Genomic DNA, 14,729 nt, shown 5'->3' with positions numbered 1-14,729 from the left:
AGCGGCCAGCCTCGGACTATGCAGGGGATGATGTCTTCGCGAATCCGCCATCGGCGCCTCGCGCTCCCGGCCGCCGCCCTGCTGGCCGCCGCCGCGCTCAGCGCCTGCCAGGAGGGCAAGCCGCGCCACACGCCGCCGGATCCCATGGCCGGCGCTTCGCCGCCAGTGGAGGACACGCCGCCGCCCAAGGCCCTGTCGGAAGGCCTGCCCAAGCGGGCGGGCACGCCGATCTTCACCCTGGACCACGTGGGGGCCGCCTTCGATCCGCTGGGCAAACCGCCGGCGGTGACGCCGCGCGACCGGCCGGTGGTGTTCGACGGCTTCGGCCTCGACGACCTGGCCAAGGCCCCCGGCCGCGGGGTGGACGTCACGGTGGACGGCAAGGTCTATGGGACCGCCTATGGCGCGACCCGCCGCGACGTGGCGGTCCACTTCAAGGACCAGAACCTGGCGCCCGTGGGCTTCCGCATGGTTCTGCCCTCCGGCAGCCTGGCGGTCGGGCCGCACAGCGCGACGGTGCGGGTGATCGCCGCCGATGGGCGCAGCTACGAAGAGTCCCCCACGATCCGGTTTTCGGTGAAGTAACCGCGCGCGGCCCAGCTTGACGCCGCATCGCGGCTCAGATGTGTCTAGGGCCGCTCCAAGGCCGGAACCGTTCCCATGCGCAGCCTGTTCGCGACCCTTCTGGGCCGCGCCCGCACACCCGCCGAAGCCGCGCCGGCGGCGACGGCGTCGGCCGTCCCGCCCGTGCAGCTCGAGGCCGGCTCGCCCGCCGAACGGACGCCGACCCAGGGCCTGGTGATCATCGAATACCGTGGCCTGGCCGAGATCGCGGGCGCGGCGACCCTGCAGGTCCGGGTGGCCGGCGACGAGCGTCCCGCGCTGGAAAAGCAGATTCGCTTCAGTCCCGGGGCGGCCCCCGACTGGTTTGCCCTGCACGGCCACCTGCTGCCCAACGGCCCGACCCGCATCGCCCTGCGCCTGGTCGAGGGCGGCCGGACCCTGGCGGAGACGGCGCTGACGGTGCTCCTGCGCAACGAAGGCCCGACGGCCGAAGCGGTGGCCGCCAGCCTGCGGGCGCGCGGCGCCCCGCTGATCGTCGACGGCGTCTGCGACAGCGCGGCCTACGACTATGCCGACCCGGGCCTGACCGCCTGGTTCGATTCCGGCCCCGAGGCGGTGGAAGCCCACCTCACCGACCTCTCGGCCCGCGGCGCGACCAGCGCGGCGGAGATCGTCGCCCTGCGTCAGTTCGCGGACGAGGGCTACGCCGTCCTGCCCACCCGCATCGCGCCGGAGCTGCTGGGCCGCCTGAACGCCGCCCTCGACGACGCCGTCGCCAACAAGGTCGAGGGCTACGCCTGGGGCGACAGCCAGCGGCTGCACAATCTGCACGACCACTATCCGGCGATCCGCGAACTGTGGCTGCACCCACAGATCCTGCGCATGCTGTCGCTGATCTTCGGCGAGCCACCCAAGCCCTGCCAGTCGCTGACCTACATCTTCGGCTCCGAGCAGCAGTATCATCAGGACTTCATCCACCTGACGCCGTTCCCAGCCGGGCGGATGTGCGGGGTCTGGACGGCGCTGGAGGACGTGCAGCCGGAGTCCGGGGAGCTGATCGTCTATCCCGGCAGCCACCGGTTCGACCGCGTCTTCCTGGCCGACGCCGGCATCGCCAAGGTGGGCGAGGACTGGAGCGCCTTCGGCGAGACCGTGGCCAAACGTTGGGGCGAGATGATCAAGGCCAGCGGAATCGAGCGCCAGACCTATCGGCCCAAGGCGGGCGAGGTGCTGATCTGGCACGACAACCTGATGCACGCCGGCATGGTGCGGCGCGATCGCGACAAGTCCCGCCGCTCCATCGTCGGCCACTATTTCGCCGGCGGCTGCATCGCCTACCACGACTCCTCGGGCCGGCCCGGGATGCTGCACGAAGCCGGCTAGGGCTCCGGGATGGCCGGCTTCGACTGGTTGAGGCGCCTGGCGCAGCGGGGACGGCCGCAGCCGGCGGCTGAGGCCGACGAGGCCGACGAGGCCGTGGTCGAGGCCCTGCTCGCCCTCGGGTTCGACGCCGCGGCCTATCTCACCGACTATCCGGTGATCGGGGCGATGTCGGCCAGAGAGGCCGCCCGCCACTTCCACCGCTGGGGCCGGCCCGAGTGGCTGCGCGTCCGCTTCGCCCAGCCCTTCGCCGTGGCCCAGGCGCGGATCGAGACCCTGGACCTGCCCGAGGCGCAGAAGGACCAGTTGCGCATCGACCTAGCCGCCTCGGCGCTGTGGCAGGCCGCGCCCGCCGGGGACGGCGCCGAGGACCTGCTGCGGCCCAGCCCCGCCTATCGGCCCCTGCCGATCCTGTCCGACAGCCACGGCCAGCTCTACCTGACCGAACAGATGCTCTGGTCCGGCCGCTGGGCGCCGGCGCCCTTGCTGTGCGTGGGCGCCTCGGCCCGCGGGCTCGGCAATCCGGCGTCCCGCGCCCAGGCCGGCGAACGGATCCGCGCCCATCTGCAGCGCCTGGAATCCGCTCCCGGCGTCGAGGCCGCGCTGCTGAAGTTCGGCCAGGTGGACCTGGAGTTCGTCTACGACTATCGCCGCGTCCGCGACGGCGCCCGCGTCTTCGACCTCGCCGACGCGGAAGCCTTCGCCCGCGACAGCGCCCGCCGCTATGTCGATTTCCTCGCCGAGTCGCAGGCGCGGACGCCGATCCGGCTGGTGGTCACCGCCGCCCTGCCGCCGGCGCTGGGCGACGCGGCCCTGCGCGAGGGCTACATGAACGCCCACATTGTCCAGCTGCACAGCGAGCTTTCCCCGGACGCCCTGCGCGCCGCGTTGCAGAGCCTGGGGATGCCGGACTGGCCCACCCGCACCGCGCTGGCGGGAGTCTTCAACGACGTGCTGGCGGATGGCTGCACGGCGGCCGGCCTCACCTTTTACGACGACTTCACGCCGCTGGTGGGGCCTGAGGGCGTGATCGACCCGGCGCTGATCGTCTGGCACGGCGGGACCGACCACCACCTGTGCGCCACCAGCCCCGCCGCCCGCGCCGTGGCGGCCCGGGTCTCGGCCGACCTTGCGCTCATGGCGACGCGCGGCTGGGCGTGGCGTGCAAGCTGAGCCATGATGCGCCCACAACCTCGGGGAGTGGGCATGACCAACAGCATCTCGAAGATCGCCGGGCCGCTTGCGCTGGCGGCGGCCATGGCGGCAGGCGGCGCGGCCCGGGCCGAGGCGGACCCGCCCCAGGCTGAAAAGGCCCAGGCGGACCGGGCGCCGGTGGTCGCGCGCACCGAACAGTGCCTGCGCCAGAAGGTCGACCGCGTGGTGGCCGACGAGCCCGACATCGCCGCGGCGGCCAACTTCCTGATCGGCTTCGCCTGCGCCGACGAGATCGCCGGCGCCACGCGCTACATGCGCAATACCGCCTACGTCCAGCTGTTCGGCATGCTGGGCGCGCTCGGCAAGGCGGCCTCGACAACCATCACCAAGGGCGCCGCGCCCGGCGCACCGCCACCGCTGCCCGTGCCGCCGTCGCCCACCGCCGCCAACGTCGCCAGCGCCGTGCTGGCCCAGCTCAGCGTCGATCCGCAGACCGGCGACATCGTCCTGCCGATCGCCAAGAACCGCGCGGCGAGCCCGATCAACGCCAGCCTTTCGCAGTTCAGCACCATCCTCGGCCAATTCATGCCGGAGACCACGCCGGTGTCCCTGCGCAAGCTGGCCGGCGACCTCGTGCTGGAAGCCCGCGAACGGCGCCGGGCGAAATAGCCGCCGCGCGTCAGCGCCCGATCAGGTGCAGGGAGAACGCCGCCCAGGCCGGGGAATGCAGCAGGCTGACCGCGGTGGTCTGCAAGGCGAAGATGAACGCCGCGCCCAGCACATAGGCCGGGTGCAGCCGCCCGCGCGTCGCCAGGTCATAGCCCCCGAAGCCCAGGATCAGGAGATCGTTGCCGACGTAGAGCCCCAGCCAGTCGGCCAGCACGCCGTCGCCGAGCGCCGCATGGACCGGCCCACCCAGCACCCGGGCGAACCCGGCGTCGGTGATGTAGAGCGTCGCCAGCAGCATCAGCCGCTTGTGCGTCGCCGGCGTCGCTCGCCACAGGAAGCCGGCGGAGAGCAGCGTGACGAAGGCCAAGATGTCGCTGAACTGCACCGCCAGGAAGGCCGGCGGCTTGTGTTGAGCCGCGTACTTCGCCGCATCCACCACCACCGCGGTCGCCGGCCCCAGCACCACCATCACCGCCGCCAGCCCCAGGCCGAACAGCCCCATGCGCCGATGCAGGTCAGGCCGCCCGATCCGGATCGCGGCCATCTGGGCCGTGAAGAACACCATCCAGCCCACGAAGGCCGCGGCGTGGAAATGCACGATCAGCGGAAAGGCCGCCTCGTGGGTCTGGAAGTGATGGACCAGGTCGGAGCCGAAGCCCGAGACGATCCCCAGCCACATCAGGATCGTCATCACCAGGAAGAACCGCCGGTCCAGCCGGTGGAACGGCATGAACCGCCCGCCACCGCTGGCTCCGCCCGCCGCGATCGCCGTCATGGAAGCATCCCCCCGAAGCCTGCCAGGACGGGGACCCTAGATCGGGTGACCCAGATTGGGCACTGCACACTTTTGACCAGCGGCGGGCCGCCTACATGTCGGCGCAACTCGACAGGTTGACCGGCGCGTGCTCCTGGCGCGTCCAGCCGCTCGCGGTCTTGACGAACTCGGCGGTCCGCGTGCCGTCCTGGCTCTGCTTCAGCTTGGGGTCCCAGCCGTTGAAGGTCATGGCCGCCACCACCCGGTTGGTCACGCCCTTGCTGGCGTCGTCGGCCTTGAGGTCCCGCTCGGCCTTGCATTCCACGTTGAAGTTCTTGCACTTCTTGTCGGCGGTCGTCTGCTTGCACAGCGGGTCTGAGGCGATGATCTCCGTCCGCCACCGGTCCTCCTGCGGCTTCAGGCTGGCGTTCAGGTTGGCCAGTGGACCGCTCGCGGCGCCATGGCCGCCGCCCGCGCCCTTGCTGCAGGCGCCGAGGATCAGGAGGGCCGCAAGCGCGGCCGCGCGGGTCTTCAAAGTCGATACTCCCATGTGGATAGAACGCGGCCTCTAGCGAGCGGATGCGGCGACGCTGTGACGACGTTCTAGTCGAGCGCCCCGATATAGGGCAGTCCGCGGAAGGCGCCGGAGGCGTCCATGCCGTAACCGACCAGGAATCGGGCCGGCGCCTCCCAGGCGACGAAATCCGGGGTGATGGCCCGTTCTCTAGGCCCCGCTATCTTGAAAGGAAGGGGTTTGCGGGCGAAGACGCAGGTCAGCACCCGCGAGGCGCCGGCGTCCTTCACCAGCCGCGCGGCCTCCGAAAGCGAAAGGCCGGTGTCGAACACGTCGTCCACCACCAGCGCCGTCTTGCCGGCCAGCGGCCGTTGCAGGTCGGCGCGCACCTCGCAGCGCCCCATGCTGGCGCGCGCGTCGCCGTAGGACGCCAGCCACAGGGCGTCGAAGCCGACGTTGCGTCCCAGCCGCGACAGCGCGCGCGTCAGGTCGGCGCAGAACCACAGGCCGCCGGTCAGCAGGCACACGGCCGTGGTGTCATCGTCCAGGTGCGGCGCCATCTGGTGGGCCAGCGCGTCCACGCGGGCGATCACCTCGGTCTCGGAGAGGAGGACGGGGGGCGGAGCTTCGGTCATGTGGGCCAGGCTATTTGGCGGGCGGCGCGGGCGAGGACGCCGGCGACGAGATCGAGGCCTTCACCGGCGGGGCTCCGGCCTTGCCGTCGGCTTCGAAGGTCACCTCCAGGTCGTGCACCGACAGCGGCGGGTCGACCAGGGTGACGGCGAAGTAGCGGGTGGCGTTTCCGGGCACCGGCGCCTCGATCGGGCGGGCGACCTTCACCGCCACCGGCTTGCCGGTCCAGTCCAGCAGGCTGACCTTCAGGGGCGGCGCGTCGGCCGTCTCGTTGCGCTGGTTGCGCAGCTGGCCGCTCACCTGCAGTACCGGGCGACCGCCCTGGAAGGCGGCGTCGGCGTGGACCTTCTCGATCACCAGGGCCGAGACCGGCATCCCCATCCCGGCGTAGGCCGCGGCGCTGGCCGGCAGCATTCCCACCACCTGGGCGCGGAAGACGATGGCCGCGGCGATCAGGGCCGAGGCGGCGACCGCCGCGCCGATCCAAACCGCCACGGGGCTGGCCGCCCCCTTCGGGCGCGACGCCTTGCGGGCCGGCGCGATCGGGATCGGCGACGGCGGCGCCTCGAACACGATCTCGTCGACCGTGGCCACGGGCGGCGCCGGAGCTGGCGGCGGCGCGGGTCGCGGCGGCGGCGCAGCGGCGGCGGCCGGCTCGGCGCCGTCCGGCGTCGCCGTCCAGCGCGCCCCGCAGTTGGAGCATTTGACGGTGCGGCCGGCGGCGCCGACGCGCGCATCGTCCACGTGATAGCTCGTGGCGCACTCCGGGCAGGTCAGGATCATGCGGCGCGGATCCGGCCGGATCGGCAAGCTGTCGGGTCAGGGCGGCTTTTCGGCATTCGGGGTGGGCTCGGGGCGATCCGTCGGCAGGGCCGCCCATATCCTTTCGGCCCCTCTCGAACAAGGCAAGCGTCAGGATAGCCGATTCCGAGGCGCCCTAGAGGCCCGCCGCCTTCTGGTCCGCATCGAGCTGGGGTTTGCGCAGGTTGGTCCGCACCCCGAAGCTCACCCCAAACTCCATCAACTGGTCCTTGGCCGGGTCGTAGGCGGGCCAGGCCTGGCCGCCCTGGCAGACCGGTCGGCCGGTCCTTGCGAAACCGATCCAGCAGCTGTGCATCAGGGTCGAGACCGCCGCGTCCTCCGCGGCCGGCTCGCGCCCCAGCACCTTCGCCGCGGTCCCGAAGACGTAGATGATCTCGCTGCCGTGGCTGGCGCCGGGCACGCGCCCGCGCTGGGCCTGGCTCACGTAGGAGAAGTGGTAGAGGAAGGACGGCGCCCCGCTCGAGGCCTTGCCCGCGATCCAGCGCGCCGGGCCGCCCATCACCGTGTCGGTGTAGAGCGCCTCGATAGTCGCCTGGCCGGAGCCCGCCGCCGCATAGGCCGCTTTCTGGTCGGGCGTCATGCGCTGCAACGCCGCCTCGGCGTTGATCGGGAAGTTGCGCATCAGCGAGGCTTCGAAACTGTTCGAGCCGATGATCAGCGGCACGTCGATGGCGCGGCCGGATGCGAAAGCTTCCCGCGGGCTTTCCTTCAGCAGCCGGCCGTCCGGGAACGGCCCGACGCCGCCGGCGCCCGCAGCCTGCGGCGCGGCGGCGAGCTTGGCGGCCGGGATGGCCTTGAGATCCGCCGGGCTGGCGTCGGCGGGGACCCCCAGCGCCTTCATGGTTTCCAGGCCCTGGCGCTCCTGCGCCGCCAGGCCCGCCGGCTTCTGCCAGCCGCCGCCGGATTCCACGATCGCCTTGTCGAACAGACCCTTGGCCGTGGGCGTGGCCAGCAGCGCCAGGATCGACGAACCGCCCGCCGATTCCCCGAACACGGTGACGTTCTTCGCATCGCCCCCGAAGGCCGCGATGTTCTTCTTCACCCAGGCCAGCGCCGCCATCTGGTCCATCAGGCCGTAGTTGCCGATCGGATCGCCGGGCTTGGCGGCCTTGTCGATGGTCGGATGGGCGAAGTAGCCCAGCGCGCCCAGGCGGTAGTTTATGGTGACCAGCACCACCCCGTCGCGGGCGAAGGCGCCGCCCTCGTAGATCGCCCCCTCGCCGGAGCCGAAGCGGTGCGCCCCGCCGTGGATCCAGACCATCACCGGGGCGGCCTCGGCGCCTTTCGGGGCCCAGATGTTGAGGTAGAGGCAGTCTTCGCTCTGCGGCCGCCCGCCGCCCGCCGCCACCACCCCGTCGGGGCGCGGCGGCTGGGTGCAGATCGGGCCGTAGTCCGAGGCGTCGCGCGGCGCGGTCCAGGATTTCGGCGGCGCCGGCGGGGCCCAGCGCAGCGCGCCCGCCGGGGGGGCGGCGAACGGGATGCCCTTGAACACCGCGGCGCCGCCTTCGACGACGCCCCGCAGCGGGCCGGACGCCGTCGAAACAATCGGCCGATCCTGCGCGCCCGCCGGGCCACCGCAGAGGACGGCGCACGCAACCGCAAGACCCAGCCACCTCATCGCCGTCCCCTCTGTCCTGATCCAGACGTCCTTGTCCGGGGCGTCCTCAGCCAGACGCCCTCAGGCGCCTACCACTTGTACTTGAACTCCAGGGTGAAGGCCCTGGGCAGGCTCCAGCGCTGTTGCAGCAGCGTCGTGCCGGCCAGGCGGAAGTTGGCCTGGTAGTAGATCTCGTTGAACACATTGGTCACCGCCACGGCGAACTCGAAGTTCTTGTAGTCGACGCCGGTGCGCAGGTTCACCAGGTTGAAGTCGGCCAGCGGGATCGCCGGGAAGCTGACCGGGATCACGGTGTCCTGAATGCCGCCCCACTGGCCGTGGTACAGCATGTTGACGAAGCCGGTCAGGTCCTGGCCGAGCGGATGGCGGTAGTCGGCGGTCAGCGACGCCAGCCAATGCGGGTTCTGGGCGATCTGGGTGTCGTTCTGCGGCGCGCCGCTGCGGTTCGCCACGCTGATGTACTTCACCGTCGAGTTCGAACCCGTCGCGTCCAGGCTCAGAACGCCGCCCGCGAGGTCGAGCCTGGTCTCCAGCTCGGCCTCGACGCCCACGCCCTTGGTGGTGCCGCCGTTGATGGTGTAGGCGGCGGCGGCCTGCAGGCAGGTGTTGGCGAGCTGGCAACCGTCGCCGACTGAGGCGAGCGCGTTCTTGGTCCGCTGCGTATAGGCCGTCAGCGTGAAATAGACCCGGGGCAGGATGTTGCCCTTGTAGCCCACCTCGTAGTCGGTCGAGGTCTCCGGCCCGTAGGTCGAGATCACCGGGTTGAAGCCCAGCGGCGTGGCCGAGCCGTTCAGGAACAGGCCCGGATTGTTAGGCTGGGTCGGCGGCGACTGACCGAAGTTGAAGCTGCCCGCGCGGTAGCCGGTGCCGGTCTTCACATAGACCAGGCCGTCCATGCTGCCCGGCAGCTTGTAGCTGGCCGTCACCGCATAGGTGGTCAGGTCCTTGGCGTAGTTGAAGGTCGACGGGTTGGTGATGTTGCCGCCGGTGGCGAAGGCCTTGTTGGTGGTCGTGTAGAGGATGAAGCTGGTCTGGGTGGCCGTCTTCTTGTCATCCGAGTATCGGACATCCCCCGTCAGCGTCGCCGGGCCAAGCTTGTAGGACAGCGACAGATAGGGCGCCCAGGAGGTGTATTTCTGGGCCACGCTGGTGGACGAGCCCCAGACGATCGGGTTGGCCAGCGCCCTGCCGGTCCCGAACGGCGCCGGGCAGGGGTTGGGCGTGGACGGGCTGATCACGCAGATCGGCGCGGTCGGCGTGCCGCCGCAGATGCCGGTGCCCACGGTGAAGGGCGTGCAGGGGTTCTGGGCGACCTGGCCGGTGTCCGGCGCGTCGCGCTGCTGCAGATATTCCAGGCCGACCAGCCAGTTCAAGTGGTCGTCCATCGTCTTGCCCGACAGGTGCAGGTCCTCGTAGGCGCTCTTGACCTCCGAGGCGTTGATGTCCTGGCCGAAGGGATAGAGCCCGACCTCGCCGTTCTGCCCGGCCTTGGGCGGCGAATTGGGCGGCAGGATCGGCGAGCCCTGGAAGATCAGCTCCTGGGCCAGGTCGATGTTCTGGGTGTTGAATTCCAGGAGCGTGTTCTGGTCGCGATAGCTGGAGGTTGAGGAGAACTGCGCCCAGCCCAGGTCGTAGTTCACGAAGGCCATCAGGCCCTTCACATCCTCCTCGCTGTACAGCTCTTCCGACTGCGGGATGACATAGTGCTGCTGGACGAAGCCGTTGGGGATCTGCGGCACGCCGACCACGCCCGGCACGGTCTGCGGGATGTTCCAGGACGACCAGAAGCTCGGCACTTGCAGCTTCTGGTATTCGGCCAGCAGGTCGACATCGAGGTTGTCGTGCCGGAAGCGGACCTGGCCGCGCGCCACCCAGCCGCGATCGACGTCGTAGTAGTTGCCGCTGTCCGGGTTGAAGACGAAGCCCTTGGTCTGCTGGATGCTCTGCACGCCGAACCGGGCCGCGACCTCGTCGCTGAGCTTCCAGTTGACGATCGCGGTCGCGGTGTTGCGTTGCTGCTCGGTGGCGTAGGCCTCGTCCACATAGCCGGTGTTGGAAAAGCTCGGCCGGGCCGAGACCAGGTTGACCACGCCGTATTCGGCGTCGCGGCCGTAGAGCGCGCCCTGCGGTCCCTCCAGCACCTCGGTGCGGTCCAGATCGAAGGAATCGACGTTGGTGAAGTTGCGCCCGCCAAGGCCCACGGAGCCGATGTAGACCCCGTTGGAATAGATGCCGACCGCCGATTCCGCGCCGGTCGCCCGCTCGGTGCCCGAGCCGCGCAGCGAGACCTCGGACAGCAACGGGTCCTGCAGGTTGTTGAACCGGGCGCTGGGCACGGTGGCCAGGATGTCGCCGGAGTTGGTGATCGGGCCGACCGCCAGGATCTGGTCGCCGGTGACCACCGCCACCGAGGCCGGGATGTCGCGCAGCTTCTCGTCCCGGCGCCGCGCGGTGACCACCAGCTCGCTGACGTCGGCGCTGGCCGCCGCCTGGGTCGCCGCGCCGCCGCCCGTCTGGGCCGTGGCCGGCAGTCCGAACATCAGCGCCGCCGCGGCGCTGAGGATTCCCGCTCGAAGAAGACCCATGGTGTTTCCCCCGTTCGACGTCCGGCCGCGCTCTAGCCCGCGGCTCTGGTTTCGTCCGTCCTGGATGGCTGCGGCGGGTTTCCAAGCAACGCGCATCGCAGTCCGATCCGATTTTGTCGGACAATATTGAGATATTCGTCACCCTCTCCGGTTCGGTCAAGGCAGTTTGATGACAAAGCGCGCTTGCCTTGTACGTAAACGGCAAGAGCTATCGATCCATCCTCAGCGCCAACCTCACAATCCTTCTTGTATTGATCGACAATTTTGCGCACGCTCTCGGCAAAACAAGAAGGGGCGAGGGAGACGTCGATGGCGGGTCTGACCGGCCGGGAACCGTGGCGGCCGTCGCGGCGCGCGGCGCTGCTGGGCGCCGCCAGCGTGGCCGCGCTCGCCGGCCAACCCGCCCGCGCCGCCCGCTTCGCCCCGACCCACGGCGAGTGGCCGGCCTATGGCGCCACCAACGCGGCGACCAAATACTCCCCGCTCGCCCAGATCGACCGGGCGAACGTCGGCAAGCTGGCGGTCGCCTGGACGTGGAACTCGCCCGACGCGGCGATCATCGCCGCCCACCCGGAGCTGAAGCCAGGCGAGTTCCAGTGCACGCCGATCATGGTGGGCGGCGTGCTCTACGCCTCCACCGCCATGTGCCAGGTCGCCGCCATCGATGCGGCCACCGGCAAGACCCTGTGGGTCCACGACCCCGGGACCTGGCGTCGCCCCAAGCCCACGCAGAAGGGCTTCATGCATCGCGGCGTCGCCTATTGGAGCGACGGCGCCGACGCGCGGATCCTGATCGGCGCCCTCGACAACCGGCTGATCGCGCTGGACGCCCGCACCGGGCGGAAGATCAAGAGCTTCGGGGTGGACGGCGAGGTGGACCTGGCCGTCGTGGGCCTGCAGCGCAAGCTGACCGTCGAGCCGATGGACCTCTTCGCCACCACCTCGGCGCCGATCGTCTGCCGCGACGTGGTGGTGGTGGGCCAGTACATCTCCGATCCGGTCGTCCGCGCCGACATGCCGCCGGGCGACGTGCGCGGCTTCGACGTGCGCACCGGGGCGCTGAAGTGGACCTTCCACACCATCCCGATGAAGGGCGAATTCGGCTACGACACCTGGGCGCCGGGGACGGCGGAGACCACCGGCAACGCCAACATCTGGGCGCCGATGAGCGCCGACGACGAGCTGGGTCTCGTCTATCTGCCGGGGTCGTGTCCGACCAACAACTTCTATGGCGGCAAGCGGCCGGGCGACAATCTGTTCGGCAATTGCCTGATCGCGCTCGACGTCACCACCGGCAAGCGCCGCTGGCACTACCAGATCGTCCACCACGACGTCTGGGACTACGACCTGCCGGCCGCCCCCAACCTGGTGGATATCACGTTTGGCGGCCGACGCATCAAGGCCGTCGCCCAGGTGACCAAGCACGGTTTCGTCTTCGTCTTCGACCGCGCCACCGGCAAGCCGGTCTGGCCGATCGAGGAACGGCCCGTCCCGCAGTCGACCCTGAAGGGCGAACGGACCTCGAAGACCCAGCCCTTCCCGACCCGGCCAGCGCCGTTCGAGCCCCAGGGAATCACCGAGGCCGACCTGATCGACTTCACGCCGGAGCTGCACGCCGAGGCCAAGCAGCTCCTCAAAGGCTACATCGCCGGCCCGCTGTTCACGCCCTACGGCCTGAGGCCCACCATCACCCGGCCGGCCTGGGTCGGCGGGGCCAATTGGCCGGGCGCCGCCGTCGATCCGGAAACCGGCGTGCTCTACGTCCCCTCGCAGTCCTCGATCGCCGCCATGGCGCTCGACGCGAACGGCGAGCGCGTGGCCGGCGCCAACGAGACCGAAGAGGTCGCCGGCGCGGCCCGCGTGGTCACCGGCCCGCGAGGGCTGCCGCTGGTCAAGCCGCCCTACAGCCGGATCACCGCCATCGACCTGAACACCGGCGAGCACCTCTGGATGAAACCCAATGGCCCGGGCGCCACCGACAGCCCGGCCATGAAGCCTTTCAACCTGGGCTGGGTTGGCTCCAATCAGCGCGCCGGGCCGCTGCTCACCAAGACCCTGCTGTTCGTCGGCGAAGGCCCGCACGACCCCCGCTATGGCAAGAAGGTGCTGCGCGCCTACGACAAGCGGACCGGCGAGATGATCGCCGAGCTGCCCCTGCCGGGCGCCACCCTGGGGCCGCCGATGACCTACATGGCCGCCGGCCGCCAGTTCATCGTCTGCGGCATGGGCATCCGCGCCCAGCCGCACCGGCTGGTCGCCCTGGCGCTACCCACCTGAAAATGGCCCTGCCTACCTAAGGAATGGAGACGCGAAGATGAGCGATGCCAAGCAGGCCGCCCTCACCCGCCGAACGGCCCTGGCCCTGGCGACCGCGGGCGTCGCGGCGGCAGCCGCCACCCCGGCCTTCGCCGTGGGCGCCATCAAGCACTACATCATCGTTGAGCTGCTGCCCGGCCAGGACCAGAACGTCCTGGACCGCTGGTACATGACCTTCCATTCCCAGCAGGTGCATCGGGCCTTCAAGGCCTGGCAGCGCAACTATGTTTCCTACCGCGCCTACATGGTCCCGCCGGAGGCCGCCAAGCACTACCCGATCGACTTCGGGCGGATGACCGAGATCCAGTTCGACAGCCTGGCCGACTTCCGCGAGACCCGGCCGCACAACATCTATGGCGAGCTCAGCTCCTACACGCCGCCGCCGGGCGGCTGGGAAGGCCAGAAGCTGTTCAAGGCGACGACGGCGACGATCCCGGTCAATCCGCAGGACCTTTTCCTCAACAGCCCGACGCCGCCCAAGGAGATCCCCTATTTCCGCTGGATCGTCTTCTTCCGCTATCCGAAGGGCGTCACCGAGGCGGCCGGCGACGCCTGGTACAAGGGCGTCCACGCCAAGGAGATCGCCAAGCTGCCGGGCCTCAAGCGGTTCGGCCTCTACCACACGGTCACCGAGCAGGCGGCCTATCCGCACGTGGCCGAGATGTGGTTCGACGACTACGACGCCTGGCGGAAGGCGTTCATCGCGCCCGCGCCCAAGTTCACCCCACCGCCCTGGGGCGGCGCCGAGCCCTTCGTGGAGATGATCTCGATGTTCGTTGGCGAGAACCCCGACGTCGACTTCATCAACGACCGCCGCGCGATCCCCTAAGGCCATGGCCCAGCGACACGCGCCAGCCCGCGCATCCCTAGACCGGCGGCGCGGCGCCCCGGGCGACCAGCGACTTGGTCACCTCGCCCTGGGTGAAATAGATGATCCGCCGCGCATGGGCGGCGGCGGCCTCGGCGTCCCTGTGGCGCAGCGCGCTCGCCAGGTCGCGCCAGTCCTCCAGCGGGCCGTAGGAGCCGCGGCTCTCGGCGATGCCCAGGTAGGAGAAGTGCCAGCGGGCCTTTCGGTGCGAGGCGTTCATCATGTCGCGCGCGTCGCGGTTGGCGTGCAGCGCCATCGAGGCGCCGATGGCGATGCCCTCCTTGACCCGATCCTCGGCGGAGGTGTGGCCGACGCTCTCGATCAGCCGCTCGATGCGCGCCGCGATCTCGGCGATGTCGGCGTCCGGGGCGCGGAAGCAGGCGAAGCGCGCCACCAGGCCGAACAGGGCGGCGCGGACCTCGAACAGGTCGAACAGCTCATAGAGCGAGGGCGCGGTCACCCGCGCGCCGCGGAACTTCTCCAGCTCCACCAGCCCGTCCTGCTGCAGCAGGCGCAGGGCCTCGCGGATCGCCGAGCGGCCGACGCCCAGCTCCTCCGCCAGCTTGACCTCGCGCAGCCATTCGCCGGGCTTGAGCTCGCCGTTCTGGATGCGCAGTCGAAGCGCGCGCGCCACCTCGCGGGGCGCAGAGCGGGTGATCCCGGCCTCGTCGTGACCGGCGTCGGAGGTTTCCGGGGACTTGGACATCGCGCGGCCTCTCGGGCGTCAGGCTCCAGGGATCGAAACGCCAGGGCTCTCGGAGCAGGCCGTCGATTGCCAGACATATACGACATTCAAGCCAAGATCGTCACACAATTGTTGGCCTCAGCGAGATCAACCGCATGACATCCGT

13 protein-coding genes are annotated in these 14,729 nt (G+C 70.3%); 6 read left to right on the top strand and 7 right to left on the bottom strand.

The window, feature by feature from the left end:
• Positions 1–30 precede the first annotated feature (30 nt).
• The 4 genes from VGL85_RS01570 (at position 31) to VGL85_RS01555 (ending at position 3,768) form a co-directional block, all read left to right on the top strand.
• Positions 31–585 (top strand): hypothetical protein, encoded by a 555-nt coding sequence (locus VGL85_RS01570; protein ID WP_331585299.1) that lies wholly within the window; start codon positions 31–33, stop codon positions 583–585.
• 75 nt (positions 586–660) lie between these two features.
• Positions 661–1,947 carry a phytanoyl-CoA dioxygenase family protein gene (locus VGL85_RS01565; RefSeq protein WP_331585297.1) on the top strand — a complete coding sequence of 429 codons (1,287 nt, stop codon included), beginning with the start codon at positions 661–663 and terminating at the stop codon, positions 1,945–1,947.
• A gap of 9 nt (positions 1,948–1,956) precedes the next feature.
• Positions 1,957–3,117 carry a hypothetical protein gene (locus VGL85_RS01560; RefSeq protein ID WP_331585295.1) on the top strand — a complete coding sequence of 387 codons (1,161 nt, stop codon included), beginning with the start codon at positions 1,957–1,959 and terminating at the stop codon, positions 3,115–3,117.
• Between the two features lie 33 nt (positions 3,118–3,150).
• A complete protein-coding gene (locus VGL85_RS01555; RefSeq protein WP_331585293.1) occupies positions 3,151–3,768 on the top strand; it encodes a hypothetical protein in 618 nt (205 codons plus the stop codon).
• A gap of 10 nt (positions 3,769–3,778) precedes the next feature.
• On the opposite strand, the gene VGL85_RS01550 is transcribed toward VGL85_RS01555, so the two are convergent.
• From VGL85_RS01550 to VGL85_RS01525, 6 genes are all read right to left on the bottom strand, one after another.
• Positions 3,779–4,543: a hypothetical protein gene (locus VGL85_RS01550; protein ID WP_331585291.1), complete on the bottom strand. Its 765-nt coding sequence runs from the start codon at positions 4,541–4,543 to the stop codon at positions 3,779–3,781.
• 91 nt (positions 4,544–4,634) lie between these two features.
• The gene (locus VGL85_RS01545) at positions 4,635–5,057 is read right to left on the bottom strand and encodes a hypothetical protein (protein WP_331585289.1); all 423 of its coding nucleotides are present in this window, start codon (positions 5,055–5,057) and stop codon (positions 4,635–4,637) included.
• Between the two features lie 68 nt (positions 5,058–5,125).
• The gene (locus tag VGL85_RS01540; RefSeq protein WP_331585287.1) at positions 5,126–5,671 is read right to left on the bottom strand and encodes a phosphoribosyltransferase; all 546 of its coding nucleotides are present in this window, start codon (positions 5,669–5,671) and stop codon (positions 5,126–5,128) included.
• Positions 5,672–5,681: 10 nt separating this feature from the next.
• Positions 5,682–6,452 (bottom strand): DUF3426 domain-containing protein, encoded by a 771-nt coding sequence (locus tag VGL85_RS01535; RefSeq protein ID WP_331585285.1) that lies wholly within the window; start codon positions 6,450–6,452, stop codon positions 5,682–5,684.
• A gap of 154 nt (positions 6,453–6,606) precedes the next feature.
• A complete protein-coding gene (locus VGL85_RS01530; RefSeq protein ID WP_331585283.1) occupies positions 6,607–8,109 on the bottom strand; it encodes a carboxylesterase/lipase family protein in 1,503 nt (500 codons plus the stop codon).
• 68 nt (positions 8,110–8,177) lie between these two features.
• Complete coding sequence (locus tag VGL85_RS01525; RefSeq protein WP_331585281.1) at positions 8,178–10,694, bottom strand: TonB-dependent receptor; 2,517 nt, start codon at positions 10,692–10,694, stop codon at positions 8,178–8,180.
• A 309-nt stretch (positions 10,695–11,003) separates the two neighbouring features.
• On the opposite strand from VGL85_RS01525, the gene VGL85_RS01520 reads away from it, so the two are divergent.
• Together VGL85_RS01520 and VGL85_RS01515 are read left to right on the top strand one after the other, a co-directional pair.
• Positions 11,004–12,971, top strand: a complete 1,968-nt coding sequence (locus tag VGL85_RS01520; protein ID WP_331585279.1) for a pyrroloquinoline quinone-dependent dehydrogenase — start codon at positions 11,004–11,006, stop codon at positions 12,969–12,971.
• Between the two features lie 37 nt (positions 12,972–13,008).
• A complete protein-coding gene (locus VGL85_RS01515) occupies positions 13,009–13,839 on the top strand; it encodes a hypothetical protein (RefSeq protein WP_331585277.1) in 831 nt (276 codons plus the stop codon).
• A gap of 37 nt (positions 13,840–13,876) precedes the next feature.
• On the opposite strand, the gene VGL85_RS01510 is transcribed toward VGL85_RS01515, so the two are convergent.
• Positions 13,877–14,584 (bottom strand): GntR family transcriptional regulator, encoded by a 708-nt coding sequence (locus VGL85_RS01510; protein ID WP_331585275.1) that lies wholly within the window; start codon positions 14,582–14,584, stop codon positions 13,877–13,879.
• Positions 14,585–14,729: the final 145 nt, after the last annotated feature.

Origin of the sequence: Phenylobacterium sp. (assembly GCF_036501465.1) — a bacterium.
GTDB lineage: Bacteria > Pseudomonadota > Alphaproteobacteria > Caulobacterales > Caulobacteraceae > Phenylobacterium.
Note: the sequence above shows the minus strand (reverse complement) of the source record. Positions and strands in the feature narration are given on the sequence as shown.